27 protein-coding genes are annotated in these 13,929 nt (G+C 45.7%); 23 read left to right on the top strand and 4 right to left on the bottom strand.

Features of this window, described 5'->3' with window-relative positions; all coding sequences use genetic code 11:
• Nucleotides 1-24: 24 nt before the first annotated feature.
• From ACX1C1_RS04135 to ACX1C1_RS04125, 3 genes are all read right to left on the bottom strand, one after another.
• Nucleotides 25-399, bottom strand: coding sequence for a hypothetical protein (locus tag ACX1C1_RS04135; protein ID WP_458955901.1), 375 nt, complete (start codon nucleotides 397-399; stop codon nucleotides 25-27).
• Nucleotides 396-1,010 carry an ImmA/IrrE family metallo-endopeptidase gene (locus ACX1C1_RS04130; RefSeq protein ID WP_458955900.1) on the bottom strand — a complete coding sequence of 205 codons (615 nt, stop codon included), beginning with the start codon at nucleotides 1,008-1,010 and terminating at the stop codon, nucleotides 396-398. Before ACX1C1_RS04130 ends, ACX1C1_RS04135 begins: the two co-directional genes overlap by 4 nt.
• A gap of 83 nt (nucleotides 1,011-1,093) precedes the next feature.
• On the bottom strand, nucleotides 1,094-1,477 hold the full coding sequence (locus ACX1C1_RS04125; protein WP_458955899.1) for a helix-turn-helix domain-containing protein: 384 nt from the start codon (nucleotides 1,475-1,477) through the stop codon (nucleotides 1,094-1,096).
• 152 nt (nucleotides 1,478-1,629) lie between these two features.
• On the opposite strand from ACX1C1_RS04125, the gene ACX1C1_RS04120 reads away from it, so the two are divergent.
• The 21 genes from ACX1C1_RS04120 (at nucleotide 1,630) to ACX1C1_RS04020 (ending at nucleotide 10,861) form a co-directional block, all read left to right on the top strand.
• Entirely contained in the window at nucleotides 1,630-1,872 is a 243-nt protein-coding gene (locus ACX1C1_RS04120; protein WP_458955898.1) for a helix-turn-helix transcriptional regulator, read from the top strand.
• 2 nt (nucleotides 1,873-1,874) lie between these two features.
• Nucleotides 1,875-2,096 (top strand): hypothetical protein, encoded by a 222-nt coding sequence (locus tag ACX1C1_RS04115; protein ID WP_458955897.1) that lies wholly within the window; start codon nucleotides 1,875-1,877, stop codon nucleotides 2,094-2,096.
• On the top strand, nucleotides 2,080-2,388 hold the full coding sequence (locus ACX1C1_RS04110) for a helix-turn-helix domain-containing protein (RefSeq protein WP_458955896.1): 309 nt from the start codon (nucleotides 2,080-2,082) through the stop codon (nucleotides 2,386-2,388). The genes ACX1C1_RS04115 and ACX1C1_RS04110 overlap by 17 nt, the downstream gene beginning before the upstream one ends.
• 201 nt (nucleotides 2,389-2,589) lie before the next feature.
• Nucleotides 2,590-2,841, top strand: a complete 252-nt coding sequence (locus tag ACX1C1_RS04105; protein WP_458955895.1) for a helix-turn-helix domain-containing protein — start codon at nucleotides 2,590-2,592, stop codon at nucleotides 2,839-2,841.
• Between the two features lie 15 nt (nucleotides 2,842-2,856).
• The gene (locus ACX1C1_RS04100) at nucleotides 2,857-3,108 is read left to right on the top strand and encodes a hypothetical protein (protein ID WP_458955894.1); all 252 of its coding nucleotides are present in this window, start codon (nucleotides 2,857-2,859) and stop codon (nucleotides 3,106-3,108) included.
• A gap of 25 nt (nucleotides 3,109-3,133) precedes the next feature.
• Nucleotides 3,134-3,367: a hypothetical protein gene (locus tag ACX1C1_RS04095; protein ID WP_458955893.1), complete on the top strand. Its 234-nt coding sequence runs from the start codon at nucleotides 3,134-3,136 to the stop codon at nucleotides 3,365-3,367.
• 132 nt (nucleotides 3,368-3,499) lie between these two features.
• Nucleotides 3,500-3,823, top strand: coding sequence for a hypothetical protein (locus tag ACX1C1_RS04090; RefSeq protein ID WP_458955892.1), 324 nt, complete (start codon nucleotides 3,500-3,502; stop codon nucleotides 3,821-3,823).
• A 15-nt stretch (nucleotides 3,824-3,838) separates the two neighbouring features.
• Nucleotides 3,839-4,756, top strand: coding sequence for a DnaD domain-containing protein (locus ACX1C1_RS04085; RefSeq protein WP_458955891.1), 918 nt, complete (start codon nucleotides 3,839-3,841; stop codon nucleotides 4,754-4,756).
• A 19-nt stretch (nucleotides 4,757-4,775) separates the two neighbouring features.
• Entirely contained in the window at nucleotides 4,776-5,066 is a 291-nt protein-coding gene (locus ACX1C1_RS04080; protein WP_458955890.1) for a hypothetical protein, read from the top strand.
• Nucleotides 5,067-5,174: 108 nt separating this feature from the next.
• Nucleotides 5,175-5,507, top strand: a complete 333-nt coding sequence (locus tag ACX1C1_RS04075; protein WP_458955889.1) for a hypothetical protein — start codon at nucleotides 5,175-5,177, stop codon at nucleotides 5,505-5,507.
• Nucleotides 5,504-5,755: a hypothetical protein gene (locus ACX1C1_RS04070; RefSeq protein WP_458955888.1), complete on the top strand. Its 252-nt coding sequence runs from the start codon at nucleotides 5,504-5,506 to the stop codon at nucleotides 5,753-5,755. The genes ACX1C1_RS04075 and ACX1C1_RS04070 overlap by 4 nt, the downstream gene beginning before the upstream one ends.
• A 20-nt stretch (nucleotides 5,756-5,775) precedes the next feature.
• Nucleotides 5,776-6,018, top strand: a complete 243-nt coding sequence (locus tag ACX1C1_RS04065) for a hypothetical protein (RefSeq protein ID WP_458955887.1) — start codon at nucleotides 5,776-5,778, stop codon at nucleotides 6,016-6,018.
• 19 nt (nucleotides 6,019-6,037) lie between these two features.
• Complete coding sequence (locus tag ACX1C1_RS04060) at nucleotides 6,038-6,478, top strand: hypothetical protein (protein ID WP_458955886.1); 441 nt, start codon at nucleotides 6,038-6,040, stop codon at nucleotides 6,476-6,478.
• A 35-nt stretch (nucleotides 6,479-6,513) separates the two neighbouring features.
• Nucleotides 6,514-6,819: a hypothetical protein gene (locus ACX1C1_RS04055; protein WP_458955885.1), complete on the top strand. Its 306-nt coding sequence runs from the start codon at nucleotides 6,514-6,516 to the stop codon at nucleotides 6,817-6,819.
• A gap of 56 nt (nucleotides 6,820-6,875) precedes the next feature.
• A complete protein-coding gene (locus ACX1C1_RS04050; RefSeq protein WP_458955884.1) occupies nucleotides 6,876-7,106 on the top strand; it encodes a hypothetical protein in 231 nt (76 codons plus the stop codon).
• Nucleotides 7,103-7,909, top strand: coding sequence for an HNH endonuclease signature motif containing protein (locus ACX1C1_RS04045; RefSeq protein ID WP_458955883.1), 807 nt, complete (start codon nucleotides 7,103-7,105; stop codon nucleotides 7,907-7,909). The genes ACX1C1_RS04050 and ACX1C1_RS04045 overlap by 4 nt, the downstream gene beginning before the upstream one ends.
• Before the next feature lie 42 nt (nucleotides 7,910-7,951).
• Nucleotides 7,952-8,206 (top strand): hypothetical protein, encoded by a 255-nt coding sequence (locus tag ACX1C1_RS04040; RefSeq protein WP_458955882.1) that lies wholly within the window; start codon nucleotides 7,952-7,954, stop codon nucleotides 8,204-8,206.
• A gap of 83 nt (nucleotides 8,207-8,289) precedes the next feature.
• Nucleotides 8,290-8,646: a hypothetical protein gene (locus tag ACX1C1_RS04035; protein WP_458955881.1), complete on the top strand. Its 357-nt coding sequence runs from the start codon at nucleotides 8,290-8,292 to the stop codon at nucleotides 8,644-8,646.
• A gap of 45 nt (nucleotides 8,647-8,691) precedes the next feature.
• Entirely contained in the window at nucleotides 8,692-9,060 is a 369-nt protein-coding gene (locus tag ACX1C1_RS04030; protein WP_458955880.1) for a hypothetical protein, read from the top strand.
• Between the two features lie 706 nt (nucleotides 9,061-9,766).
• Nucleotides 9,767-10,309, top strand: coding sequence for a site-specific integrase (locus ACX1C1_RS04025; RefSeq protein WP_458955879.1), 543 nt, complete (start codon nucleotides 9,767-9,769; stop codon nucleotides 10,307-10,309).
• A 180-nt stretch (nucleotides 10,310-10,489) separates the two neighbouring features.
• On the top strand, nucleotides 10,490-10,861 hold the full coding sequence (locus ACX1C1_RS04020; protein WP_458955878.1) for an HNH endonuclease: 372 nt from the start codon (nucleotides 10,490-10,492) through the stop codon (nucleotides 10,859-10,861).
• On the opposite strand, the gene ACX1C1_RS04015 is transcribed toward ACX1C1_RS04020, so the two are convergent.
• Nucleotides 10,858-11,490, bottom strand: coding sequence for a DUF4145 domain-containing protein (locus tag ACX1C1_RS04015; protein WP_458955877.1), 633 nt, complete (start codon nucleotides 11,488-11,490; stop codon nucleotides 10,858-10,860). The genes ACX1C1_RS04020 and ACX1C1_RS04015 overlap by 4 nt on opposite strands.
• A gap of 181 nt (nucleotides 11,491-11,671) precedes the next feature.
• Between ACX1C1_RS04015 and ACX1C1_RS04010 the strand changes: the two genes are divergently transcribed.
• Both ACX1C1_RS04010 and ACX1C1_RS04005 read left to right on the top strand, forming a co-directional pair.
• Complete coding sequence (locus ACX1C1_RS04010) at nucleotides 11,672-12,157, top strand: phage terminase small subunit P27 family (protein ID WP_458955876.1); 486 nt, start codon at nucleotides 11,672-11,674, stop codon at nucleotides 12,155-12,157.
• On the top strand, nucleotides 12,126-13,928 hold the full coding sequence (locus ACX1C1_RS04005; protein ID WP_458955875.1) for a terminase large subunit: 1,803 nt from the start codon (nucleotides 12,126-12,128) through the stop codon (nucleotides 13,926-13,928). The genes ACX1C1_RS04010 and ACX1C1_RS04005 overlap by 32 nt, the downstream gene beginning before the upstream one ends.
• The last annotated feature ends 1 nt before the right edge of the window (nucleotide 13,929 follow it).

The following is a 13,929-nucleotide window of genomic DNA, read 5'->3' as shown; positions in this document are numbered from 1 at the left end:
AACATAATAAATGATTTATTGTGGTTAATAACCCCATTGGATATAATCACGGACCGAGTATTGCAAGGAATCCTCAATATCGCTAATCCGCAGAACGAGACGATCGATCTCGAGATCTTCTGGATCTGCATGCGCTTGCTGCCGCACAAACTCAGCCAAGAGTAAAAAGTTAATACCAAATTCCTTGGGATCATATGGATTTCTTACGAATACAAAATCCGGCACACTAAGAGAAGCAACATCTGAATCGAATTCCTCGAGAGTAAGTAGTTCAAATGGCGTTTCCAAATTTACATATAGAGTTTTAGTCCAGTCAAAATTCATACGGTCCAGGACTAGCCATGCAGGATGCATCTTTCCTGTTTCTCCATCAGGTTCAAAAAATGCAATTTGTCTCATTTTGCTTGTCTCTCCTTAGTTTGATTGTGCAATTTATCTAGCAAACCCAACGTTTCCTCCGAATAGCCCCATCGTGCCTTTACTGGTGCTGTGAGAGCCCTGAAATTGCGATCGTTATGCTCACGGTAGATTCTTCTTTTAATTTGCTCCGCACGTTTGTCAGCAAAGCTATAAGGAAGCTTGAATGCGTCAGCTAAGTTTTGGATATATTCTCGCCACGTTGGAACCAATTCGATACGTTCAATTAAATAAGAGGGCATAGATGCATAGTTTTGAAGTGCAGCAGCCTGTGACTCTTGCATATCTACAAACAACGGATGGAGTTTTCGCTGATCGCCGTAATGTAAAGCCGGATGTGAAAGTTCGTGAAAGAATTCCATTCGTTGCTTTGTTTCTGGTTTACCTATCCGTAAAAAGATAATCCCTCCATACAATTCATCATACATTGCAGTAGACTTACCAGGATCGTATCTGACCTCACAATTAAAAATCTCCGCTATTACATCCAAGTCCATGTCTTCGGGAGAATAGATGCCAGCAGCCCTGTATTTATCACTGATCCATTCTTCAAGTTCTGTCGGCTTGTACATTGTCAGGTCGAAAGGCAGCATAAAAACCTCCAAATAAGAATGTATGTTCGTATGTATGAGTGAAAATAAAAGCCATCGCTGGCTTAATTAAATTAATGATTTGTTTATTTATCGCTCTGACCTCGCTCTTGGCGTCTCTTCTCTCTGAAAATGCGAAACATTTCTAATTGCTTTTCAAGATGAGCCGCTTCTTCTTCATCCAATACTTCCTTTGGCCCACCTAAAAAGGCAATTGAAAATGCATCAGAATCAGCAACTAATTCTTTGTTTGGAGTGAATGAAGGTGTCGGATCATCAGTACGTCCTAGTATGTAATCGGCCTTCACTCCAAAATAATCAGCCAGTTTATCAATGAGCTCAAGATCAGGCTTCCTTGTTTCATTTTCATATCCAGATATCGTTGATTCAGCAAGGTTGAACTTAGCACCTAATTGCTTCATGGTGAGTTTTTTTTCTTTCCTTAATTTTCTGATGCGTTCGCCGTACACCAATAGTCACCACCTTACATATCAGTATACTTTGCACTATGCAAAACGAAAAGATATTTATCGTTAACTTTGCAAAATGCGTTGACACTTTGCGTTATGCGTAGTATATTTGATTCATAAACAACGCGAATTGCAAAGTGGAGGTGAAGATAATGGGTAATAAGGCCAGGAGTGCAAGGATTGAGCAGGGATTAAGCATAGAAGCAGCAGCCGAAAAGTTGGGCATTTCAGCAGGTTATCTTTCGCAAATTGAACATGCTAAACGGCATGTTAGCGAAGTGCGAGCTGAGGAAATTTCGAAGCTTTATGGCAAACCAATAGAAGAAATTTTTTTAGCTACTCGCTATGCAATTCGCGAAGTTTCAGATGACCAGGGTGTGAAGGGAGTCGGATAACCTTGAAGCAAGGCTTAATGATCCTCCGTCGCTTACTGATTCTGGTCACAGACGCATCGATCCCGAGCGAAGTGAAAGAAAGTGAAGTCGCCTCTTGGATTGTTAATGATGCTCCATCCTTTGTAGATGAGGTATCAGCCGGTCTCGAAACAATTGATATTATAGCAACTATTAGCACACAAGCCATACAGAAAGGAGCTGACAGCCATGAGCGTACAAACTGAATCACCATCAGAAGCATCCATCGATCTGCTCACGCTGAGATCAGAAATCGAAACCGGTTTGCTTGATAAGGCGCTCGCGGCCCTTGAGCCAAAGATTAACGAGATGTTATATCGGAATATCTTTGACGCTAAGGAGGCAGCAAAGTACTTGAAGATATCTTCCGCAACGTTGCATAGACTGCTGCGGGACAGAGAGATTCCATATTTCAAATTACGGGGTTCGTTGCTCTTTAGACAATGGGAATTGGATGATTTTATCTCAAAGAGAATGATCAGGAAAGGAGATGGATAGAGGGGCCCAGCATCCGGGGAAGAGGCCAGGCGATTGCGGGGATGCCCGAACTTGGGGAAGGTCGGGCAAGGGGAACGAAGTGGAATCTTGCGAGGGCTTATGTATTGATCGGTATAACTGAATTCTAAAACAACTGAATCGGCCCGCGCCATTCCAATTTTGAATATATTCCAAATTGGCATATGGGAAGGAGGGCGTTGAATGACAGCAGGAATGTTTTTGAGAAAGTGCAGAGAAAAGGCAGGCTTTAGCCAAGGCCAATTGGCAGAGATGTTGAACAAGAACCAATCTGACATATCGAAGCTCGAGAAAGATAAAAGGACAATCGATATCTTTACTTTTCGCGATTGGACAAAGCTTACTAACCATGTAGATCAAGGTATTCAATTTATATTTAGTGTCGATCCGGCATCATTATTGCAATCGGCAATGCAGATTACAGGAGTAGCTTAAAAGAGGAGGGATTACATGCCAAGAGAAGTTTTGGCGGCCGAGGCACTAGCGGCCGGAAGGGCAGCGATACATAACCTTAAGTGGATGATGAGACATCCGGAGAGGTTCGATCAAAGCAAGAAGCATGACATGGAAACCTACTTATACATGATGATCCAGTTTTCGAAGGAAGAAAAGAAAAATGCCCGCCGGCAAGGGCGGACATCGTTGATATCCCGACTAAGGAATCTCTTTGCGTCTATTATACCACAACGCCGGATCGTTTGAAATAAAACTGAGGAGGAATTACAAATTGGGACAAGCTGCTGAAGAATTGGTTCAATCGACAAAAGAACACAGGGAAGCACTTGCGGAAAGCCTGCGGAAGAAAGGCTTCACACATCAAGTCGTTGAATCGGGGAAAAATCGCATCGTCGGCAAAGGGTACACATGCGTGCAAAGAATTTTAAACAAAATGACGCCTGAAGAGCAACTCCTAATTGAGATGTGCATTTGTGAGACGTATGACATCGAAGTGAGGCTTTAGCAAAAGATAGAGCGATCAGCTCTATCGAAGGTTCATCGACACGAATCGCTGGCCCTTCGATGCAGCAGATGCATCATTTGTCATGCTCTTTGAAAATCTATCAAACTATTAATTTTGCATAGGAGGTGCCGCGTGGATTTATCGTTTCTGCTCGACGATCCGCTGCCGAGTTCGGCTTTCGATTCCCATCGCTGGCGCCGATTATTTCGGCTGATTCCTTTGCACATAAAGGATCGGAAGAAGTCGTACATGCTGCTTGCCCGTATGTGGACGATACGCTCTGCGGGGGCTGTTCTGCGGCGCGATCTAGATGGAATAAGGCTCACGCCTCTTATTGATCCGGAAGGAGATTGGCCGGACATGGTGTTTTATGAGGAGATCCGCAAGAAGCATCTTACGCCATTCGCGGCGGAACTGAAGCATCTAATACGGCTGGTCGAAGAACAAACAGACTGAGAGGAGGGTTGCATTTTGGCATGGATTGAAAGTCATCAAGAATTGGCTAGGCATCCTAAAACCCGTAAGCTATCACGCAAACTTGGAATATCTATTCCCGCGGCCATTGGTCACTTACATATGCTTTGGTGGTGGGCGATCGACTATGCCCAGGACGGCGATCTGTCGAATTTTGATCCGGATGACATTGCCGACGCCTTAGATTGGCCGAACGATGCCAATCAACTGATTGCTGCTCTTATAGATTCAGGATTTATCGACCGCGTTGGAGAGGGAGAAGGAACACTTGTTGTACACGATTGGTTCGATTACGCGGGCAGACTTGTGGACAAGCGTGTTCAAAATCGCGAACGCAAGCGGAAGTCACGCGCGAACAAAACGGACAAAGAAGTAAGTCATTCGGATGTCACGGACTCGTCACGCGGACAAAATGATGACGAAGGTGAAAGTCACGGGGCTACAGTACAGAACAGTACAGTACCTAACCAGACAGAACCTAATAAAACTACTACCACTGCCGCCAACTCTGTCGAATTACCCCTGAATCCGTTCAAGCTTTTCGAAAATGAAGGATTCGGAACACTCAGCTCGATCATAGCTGACAAGATCGGCTCCATGATCGACGATTACGGAGAACGATGGGTATGTGAGGCAATGCGAGCTGCTGTAGTAGCTGGAAAACGAAACCTCGGATATGTTAATGCAATTCTACAACGTTACAAATCATCCGGTGTTGATGTTCCGTGGAATATTCCGGCTCCAGGTCAACAACAGCAGCAACGACGAGGGACGTCACAAGGAAGATCCGGCAAAGGAAGTATTCCAATTGTGGAGGACAAACCTAGCGAAACGGTCAGCCCTGAGGAACTTGAAGAACTTAAGAGGCTTGCGGCAAAGCTGGACGGAAGAATTGCAGAACCACAGCCATTCTGACGGAAGGAGTTGATCAGATTTGGCAAAAAATCGATATTACGCTGATTCGACGCAAGGTGTGTTAGAAAGCTACGAATGGCTGTTTCGCGAAAAACTTCAAGAGCTAGACAAAATGGCTCGAAGTATGAGCACTGACCTAACAAATGCCAGGGTGCCCAACAAACAGATTCCAGCAATTATGCGGCAGTTCTTTGCCGAATTATGGGAGCAAGTGGCAGCGACAGAAGAACAACGGCTGAGGAGGCAGCGTCCGGATGAATTGGAAAAAGGCAACCATGAAGCAACTTCGGAATATCGCGTATCAGGATGATAATGCACCGTGGGTTCACCGGATCGCCGCGGCGGCCGAGCTGAGAAATAGATATCTGCGTAACCGGCATTCTCGTGTCCAGCACAAGCGAAAGGAGATGTATCCGAGATGAGCATTGGGAAGGTTAGTATCTGGCAGCTTACGCCGGAGCAGGTCGAAAATTACGTTCCACGCATGGATTTGGGAAAGCCGAATAAAATCGTCGCGGCAAGTGAAATCAAGCAAGCTGTTCCAAAACAGCAAGAAGTGGAGAGCAAGGCTCGACAACGGCGAGCGATTAAATCGCGGATAAAGGAACGGACAATACTAACGAATGAGCTATACGATGCTGAGGCATTGCTAGGGCTATCTGATAAGCAAATTGCCGAGATGTACGGTATCCAACAGTCCACGCTAATTCATTATAAGAGCCTTTGGCGTAAACGAGCTGGTGCTAAATGATCAACAGAATTGAGCGATTGTCGTGGAAAGGCTGCACCGATCTGGAGAGGTCCATTTTACAAACCAAGCCAGGAGAATGGAGTCACCGAATCGATGGGCGGTTAGTTCGAATGGAGCGAAAGGCAAAGGCTCCGAACGGACAAGTTCGGGTGTTTTATCGGTCGGCGGATGGCGCTGGATCATATAGCGAGTCCGAATGGAATCGGGAAGCGCAGGAAATTGAGTTCAGGCAGCTGACGATGTTCTGAGGAGTGGGAGGTGTATACCGGTGGTGGATGATCGAAAATTGGCTGTGTACGAGGTCGAAGCAGTCGTCAAAATAAAATTAAAAGTTGCTGTAAGTGATGTTGAAAAGCAACTTGCTAAGTACCCCAAAGTTTTTCTAGAAGAATTGGAGAATGAGTTGGGATATACCCGAACTGAAATTGTCTCAAGTGAGCTTAGGCTGATAAAAGAAAGCATCCCTAGCTTAGAAGAAGCAATGCGGGTCTGCAATACTCACGTAGATTGAACAATTGGAGGTGTTCGGGATGAATCAATTTATTACCGATTCTGGCGGTCTCGGAAAAGACAAACATAAAAAACTCCTGGAGTACGCCAATCATTGGATGCTCAAGGATAGCGATCTCGTCGTGGAAAACTTTGAGGTTAGATCACATGCTCAGCGGCTAACGAGGGCATATCGCAACGGAAACAGCTATTTCATGATTGCGACTGGAATTATATATGATCACTATCTGAACTACCTCGATATTCAGAGGGGTGTACTCAAGATTGATGAACACGATCCTGAAGGATTTTCTGAAGACGACCTAGATTACGAGAATGACGTAATGACCTTCCATCTACCAATGAATGTTCTCAAAATACTCGGTAGTGACGCCATCAGTTGGATGCAAGAGAAACTACAGCAGATTCAGAGTGACAATGATTTATTCGAAGAGGATATACGCGACTATCTTGATGAATAGTCGATCCATATTGCGAAGGAACGGAGTTGTGAAAAATGGAGATGAAAACAGGTCGGACGAATCGTGGTTTCAGTCTTATCGAATTTAATGATATGTACGGAGTGGGATGCAGTATTCAGAAATCTTCACTCGCAACAGAAGATGCGATTTGGATAGGAGTTAACGATGCAAACCCGCAAATCTTAGCATCCAAAACTCAAATAGGTGGTACTGGCTGGCTAAAATATCCGTTGCCAGAAGATGTGACGCTAACTACGAGGATGCATCTTTCGCAAGAACAGGTTAAAGCATTACTACCGATTTTGACCGCTTTTGCTGAAACTGGCAGATTGCCTGAGTAGTGTCGCAGTACGACGAAAATGAGCAGTGATCCATATAAAGAAAGAGGTGCGAGGCTGTGAAGAACACATTGTTGGACCTTAATAATCACCTTTTTGCACAACTGGAACGGTTAGGTGATGAAGAACTAGATAATGAAGAACTGGCAGCAGAAATTAGCAGAGCAAAGGCCGTTACAAGTGTAGCGACGCAGATTATAAACAACGGTCGCCTTGTCCTTGATGCAAAGAAATTCTCTGACGATAAATTGAACGCTGATGCCAAGCTGCCGAAGATGTTAGAGGGATGAGCCGCGTTTATCGCTATACCTCTGAGCAGATCGATTATGTGCGAGAGGTTGCACAGGGTCGGTACAATGATGAAATCGCTGCGTTGTTCAATGATCGATTCGGAACAAGACTGAATGCGGATAAGATCAGTTCGATCAAAAAAAATCACAAAATCAATAGCGGTGTACCTCGAAAGAGGATTAGCGAGGAAGATGGTCTTTTTACAAAGGAACAAAAACTATTCATCGTCCAAAATGTGAAAGGTAGGACAAACCTAGAAATAGCTGAATTGGTCAATGATCGATTTTGTTTGCAAATAACTGCGAGGCAAATCAACACATGGAAGAAAAATCGAAAATTGACTAGTGGGATCGACTGTCGTTTTAAAAAGGGGGATGCACCGGCAAACAAAGGAACAAAGGGCGTTTACAACGTCGGTGGCAATAGGACTTCTTTCAAGCACGGTCAACGCGCAGCAAACTATAAACCTATCGGATCTGAGAGCATCGATGACGATGGGTACACGCGAATCAAAGTGTCGGATGTCGGAAGGTGGGACGAAAGGTGGCGGCACAAGCACAGAGTGATATGGGAAGAAGCTAACGGCCCCATTCCAGACGGTTACGTTCTTATTTTTGCAGATCAAGATAGACGGAACGTTACGCTAGACAATCTACTCCTTGCTCCTCAGTCAAGTCTTTCAATTGTCAACAATAAAGGATTACTCTATAGCGATGCCAATCTGACTAGAACAGGACTTGTTATAGCTGCTATTTACAAGAAAATCGGGGAACGCAAACGGAGAAATTCGAGAAAGGCTTGAGTCAAGTATCTGAATGAATACTGAGGAACTTGGAGAGATTGAATGAAACTCGTTAAGTTGGCAAGCCAGGAGCAGTTCGATGCTTTGAAAAAGGGAGATATAATTATTGTTCGATGGAGAGCCGGTTCTCTTGAGTACAAAAAAGGAAATGAAATTGCTCATTATTCAATGGTTGAAATTAATCGATCAAACGAAATTATCCTACAAAAGCGCGGGAATGTTTATTTCATCATCCACCTGTACTTGGATGACAGCTCGCAAGCTGCAGAAGCATTTCTAGTTTCGAGTGCAGGCTGAATATTGAGGATCTTGGAAGGGAGTATCGGGATTGACAGCAGATTTGAATTGTATTTTCTGCAAAGGTGAGGGGAGCTTTAAAGGTGCTAACGGCACTAAGTACAGTTGTTATTGCCTATTGGATAGGGAGGGGAAGAACGATCGGAAAAATATCGTCGACAGCCCAGCGCCTTATAGAAGAAAAGCTATTATTAATGATTAATTCGGGCAAGAAGATCGGGCAAATCAGATTAATGGTTTGCCCGGAATCAGCTATCGCCAAGATGGAGGACGTAGAAACAAGATTCGGCCTACTCACAATTCGTCAAGGCGACAATATTCCGAAAGGGACAAGTTATCTGATTGAGAAGCCGCTGACGCGCGGTGAGATCGGCTTTGTGTGGGTAAGCAAAAAGAAAAGCTCGCCGGCAGCAGTTGGGGAACGGTCGCCAGCGAGCTAATTGTAACAACTCATCTCTATTATATCACAATGGGGGATGAGGGGAATGATCGCATTGCAACTGGACTTTTTTAAGGAAGCAACGGCGGAGGAGATCGAGCAAGCGAGGTCCTTGCTCAATCGGTATAGAAGGCAAAAGGATTTGATTGCTGAGCTTGAAAGGATGGGGAGCCTTTCAGCAAAGCAGGAGTCCGCGTATAACTTGTACTTGCGAATGAATCAGGCCATAGAGAGATCGGTACGACTAATAGTCGATCCAGATATTCGAAAGGCAATCAGCTTGCGGTTCATTGACGGTGTTCGTCGGAAAGAAGTTCTCATTCATTTCCGATCAATGGACCCCTCGACAGTAGATCGACGAATAAACAAAGGAATCGGTTCAGTTGCGAATAGCCTAAAGTTTTTCGAAGGATAAAAACGCGTGTAAATTGCGGGCGAAACGCACTTAAGACGCTAAACCGATGCGTGAAATACAGAGGTACAGTGGTTATAGGAAGAACATTCTTCCAGTAATCGTTGTACCTCTTTTCCTGTTCTTTAAACAACTGAATAAGTCGCACGAAACGTCAGCGACGCTGGCGGAGTAGCTGGGAAAGTAGGCGCGGTATCCGTAAGTAACTCGGAGGTTCAGATGCCTTGTGCTCAGTAAAGCGACTCAAAATAATTCAAAAAACAAGTTTATTTGCTTTTGCGTTCATTCGATCGATCGGCTCATCGCAAAAGCAAATAACGAAGGGAGGCAATCCGGCTGAGATATACGAGGAAGATTCAATACAAAGCAGACAAGTCCCAGCAGCCGGATAAGTGCCGCGGTTGCCCATGGGGCAGGTCAGAAGGAAGCAAGCAATTTTGCTCCAGAACAAAATGTGTGAAAGGAGACGACAATCATGAGACTCCTACGTTGGTTCGTTCGAAAACTCGCGCCTCACGCTAAACCGGAGCCGCGAAATAGAAAAGAACGTCGTCACGGACGGCATCAGTGATAAGCGCGGCAGCGCCTCACATATACCATTCCTCCGTCAATGTGTAGTTGATGACCATTTGAGGGGAGGGACAAGAGCCTCGTTCGCGGGGCTCTTAATATTCCCAAACGTTTGGGATTCTGAGAAAGGAGGGATCTCGTGCAGTTCGTACAGCCAATTAGAGATCCGGAAATTCTATCCGACATAAAAGACCATTTGAAAGATACGAATATACGGAACTACATAATGGTTATGATCGGACTGAACACGGGTCTCCGAATTTCGGACATCCTAAAGCTAAGAGTGAGGGACGTTCTTGGCACTCATATTGTTACAAAGGAAATCAAGACCGGTAAGCAGAAGCGCGTTTTGATAACCGGAGAATTGAAGAGGGAGCTACAAGAGTATATTCAGGGCAAGCCGTCTAATGAATATCTCATCAAAAGTCGAGAGGGCCACAATCGGCCCATTACGTCGAGCATGGCCTATAAAGTCATGCGCGATATCGCCAGGGAATTCGGCCTTCAAGAGATCGGCTGTCACACGCTCAGAAAAACTTTCGGCTACTATTTTTACAAGCAATATAACGATATAGCATTGCTAATGCGGCTGTTTAACCATTCATCAGAGAAGGTCACGCTTCGGTATATTGGGGTAGAACAAGATACGATGGATGTCCATCTTAAGCGGTTCAAAATATGATCAGTTCTCTATATTGAGCATACCGAGAACTGATGTCGCCGCAGACGCCTTAAATCGCGCCGTTACGCCATTTGCAGGCCGCTCTACGAGTTACATTCTTATATACATATAGATAACTCAGAGGGGCGCACAAAGGGCGTAAAAGCCAAAATAGCATAAGACAAATGAGGGGGAGAAACGATGCCATTAGCAGCCATGAAACCATGTTCAAAGATAGGCTGCGGCAACCTGACGAGGAAGAGGTTTTGCGAAAAACACACCAACTCCAAGCGGCAATACGATCACTATAGAAGGTCGTCTACGAGTCGCGGTTATAACTACGAATGGCAGATGGCACGGAAGGCATTCCTTCGGGAGAATCCACTCTGCAAGTATTGCATTAATGCAGGCAGGGTGGAGGCTTCGACTGTCGTCGACCATATCATTCCGCATCGTGGCGATCAGGTATTGTTCTGGTTGCGCTCCAACTGGCAGGCGCTTTGCAAGGCACACCACGACGCCAAAACGGCGCGCGAGGATGGAGGGTTTGGAAATGAAAAAACCACTTATTAAGTGGTTTTTGCTCCGTCTCTTTGCTCAATTCCCTCTAATTTTTTAGGAGGTAACTGCGTATAAAGAGCATTGATTTTCTTTTTCCGAGTAATACGTTCTTCAACTATGAAGTTGATCAAATCAAATAATTGAATTGCGGTATCTTGATTGTCTCGGATATCGAAAGATCCAGGATGAACGGATTCATTTCCAACAACCCGAACAATGTCCAGTGCTTGTTGTACTTCTTCAGGAAGCCCCTTTTTTACTAATGATCCAATGTCTTTATTGATATCTTTGCCTTCTTCGCCCAGCTCAACCATTAATTTTTGAAGAGCTAATCTTAGTAATGCAGCAGAGGCGCGAGGGGAGTGTTTGAGAACAACAGAGGCTTCGTGATAATCCTCTTGAATGCTGCTAGGTAAATCTTCATGAGCCACAGGAGCAGATGTTTCATAAGGGTGAACGAGTCTGCCTTTAACCCATATCGAAAATTTTTTACAATGGGCACATCTACTTACCTTAGTATCAGTAACCGAGTGATGGCCGTTGTTTGTAAAGATGTTGAACCATTCTTGCGAAGCAAATACTCTGCATCTAGCGCAATGAAATTGTAAGATATCAAACTTAGGGGGATAGAAACTACTCAAGTGTTGGCCTCCTTAATTAGTTTTGCTCTCTTTGAAAATTCGACAATTTTTTTTATACTCCTTTTAAGTATTGAGGCCCCCCAGGGGGACAAAAAAATAAAACAGCTAAGTCTAGACCGCGTCGACCTCAAATGCGAAAAAAAGTCCCCGTGGACGAAACGGGAAACGAAGGAGGGAGAAAATGGGTAATTCTGTAATTAGATTTGACCATATGCGCGTTGGTCAAAAAGGCGGCGGAAAGAACTGGACCAAAAAAGAAGTCGACAGCCGCGAAGAAGCTGCCAAAAAATTCGAGCGCAAAAAGAAAATAAAGCTCAAGATTCCGGAATGGTTGGATGATACAGCCCGAAAAGTATGGAGAAAAACCGTAAAAGATATGGAGGAATTCGGCGTGCTGGATAAAGTCGATGAGGACGTGCTGGGGATCTATTGCGATGCTGTCTCCAAGGTGCAGGAGGCAAACCGACTTATTGATATTCATGGCTACACCGAAACGAATAAGTCAGGCGTCCAGGTGCAGAACGCTTACGTTCAGATGTCGCAGCGATACTCAGGCATCGCTTTGCAGTATTCCAACAAGCTTGGGCTGAACGCTGAGTCTCGCGCCCGCCTCGCGAAGAAGCAGGCCGACGGAGATGACGACCCTAATGCAAGCCTCTTCGATTGATTGGGATGATCTGCACCCGACCAATCGTTACGCCGCCGAAATTGTATTAGGAATTCGTATAGCTTGCGAGTTGGAGATCCTTGCATGCCAACGCCATCTTGATGACCTTCAGCGCCAGGCGACTCCGGATTTCCCTTTCGTTTTTGATGAGAGTCGCGCAGACCGAATCTTCGAATGGTTCGAAAGGTGTTGCCGCCATGTCCGCGGACCGTTCAGCGGGCAATTAATAGAGCTGCTTCCATTCCAGAAGTTCGACCTCGGCTGCCTGTTCGGATGGGTCCACATGGAGAGCGGGAAACGCCGGTTTGTTTTATCATACAACGAGCGTGCTCGCGGCAATGTTAAATCAACCGAAATGTCGGGTATCGCTTTATACGGAATGTGCGGCGATTGTGTTTATCCGCCGAACGCTCCAGACCAAAAGCGTTACGAGGACATGCCTGAAGTCGAATGCGCTGCCGTTGACAAGGGCCAGGCTAGGCGGGTATGGGGCGATGCTCAAAAAATGGGTGAAAAGAGTCCAGACATCTTGAAGCGTCTACGTATTAAAAGGACTTACATTGAGCACTCAACTCGCGGGGGATGGCTACGGCCATTGTCCAGGGATACGAAAAATAAGGATTCCGGTGCGCCTTGTATAGTCATTATTGACGAATACCATGCGCATCCCACGAGTGAAATCGTAGACGTCCTACGTTCAGGCTTTGGTAAGAGGCTTCAGTCGTTGATGTTGATCATTACAACCGCAGGCAAGAACGCGGAGAACAATCCTTGCAAAAAGGAAAGGGACTCCCACGAGAAAATGCTTCGCGGCGACATCCCGATGATAGAGACAACATTCGCCATGATCCGGACGTTGGACAAGGCAGATGATCCGCACGATAACAGCACTTGGCCGAAAGCAAATCCGATTCTTCAGGAAGAGAGCGAATACTCACAAGCGCTGCTGAAAGAAATAAAGACGGAGCATGATGAAGCATTCAATTCAGGCGACGCAGCAAAGATTCGTGAATGGCTGACGAAGCGTGTGAACCTTTGGCAGGCAGATAGCGAAAACAAATTTATGTCCGGCATCATGGACAAATGGAAGGCGCTTGCGATATCGCGGGACGCCTTTTTTGATTTGGTCCGTGGCTTTGAGACATGGAACGGCCTCGACTTATCCAAGACGACAGACCTTACCGCAGCGGGATTTGTATTCCGATTGCCGGATGGCCGCTATGCGGTGACCGCTCACGGCTTCATGCCGCAGGAGAGCGCGACGAAGCACGAACACAGCGACCGCGTTCCGTATCGTCAATGGGCAGAAAAGGGATGGTGTACGCTAACGCCTGGATCGGTAGTCGACTACAGTTTCATCAAGTCGCATATCCAGCAGCGCGAGCAAGAACAAAGTTGGATGATTAAAGAGGTTTGTTATGACCCATATAATGCGACACACTTCACGAGCGAGCTCGAAGCGGAAGGGTATGAACGGGTTGAGATCCGCCAGGGCGTACAGACGTTGTCTGAGCCGACGAAGTTCTTCCGTGAACTGGTGCTTCAGGGGCTCATCGTTCACGACGGGAGCGAGCTGTTAACCTGGTGCCTATCGAATGCGATCGAGGTTTCGGACAATAACGGCAACATCAAGCTATCCAAGAAGCACAAGGATGATAGCCAGCGCATCGACTTGATCGCCGCGATCCTGAATGCCATGGTTCGGGCAATGACTCGGGATACCAGCATTGACCTGAATGAACACATTATGAGCGAAGGCTTCTCCTTCTAAG

This window comes from Paenibacillus sp. strain BS8-2 (genome assembly GCF_054483835.1).
Note: the sequence above shows the minus strand (reverse complement) of the source record. Positions and strands in the feature narration are given on the sequence as shown.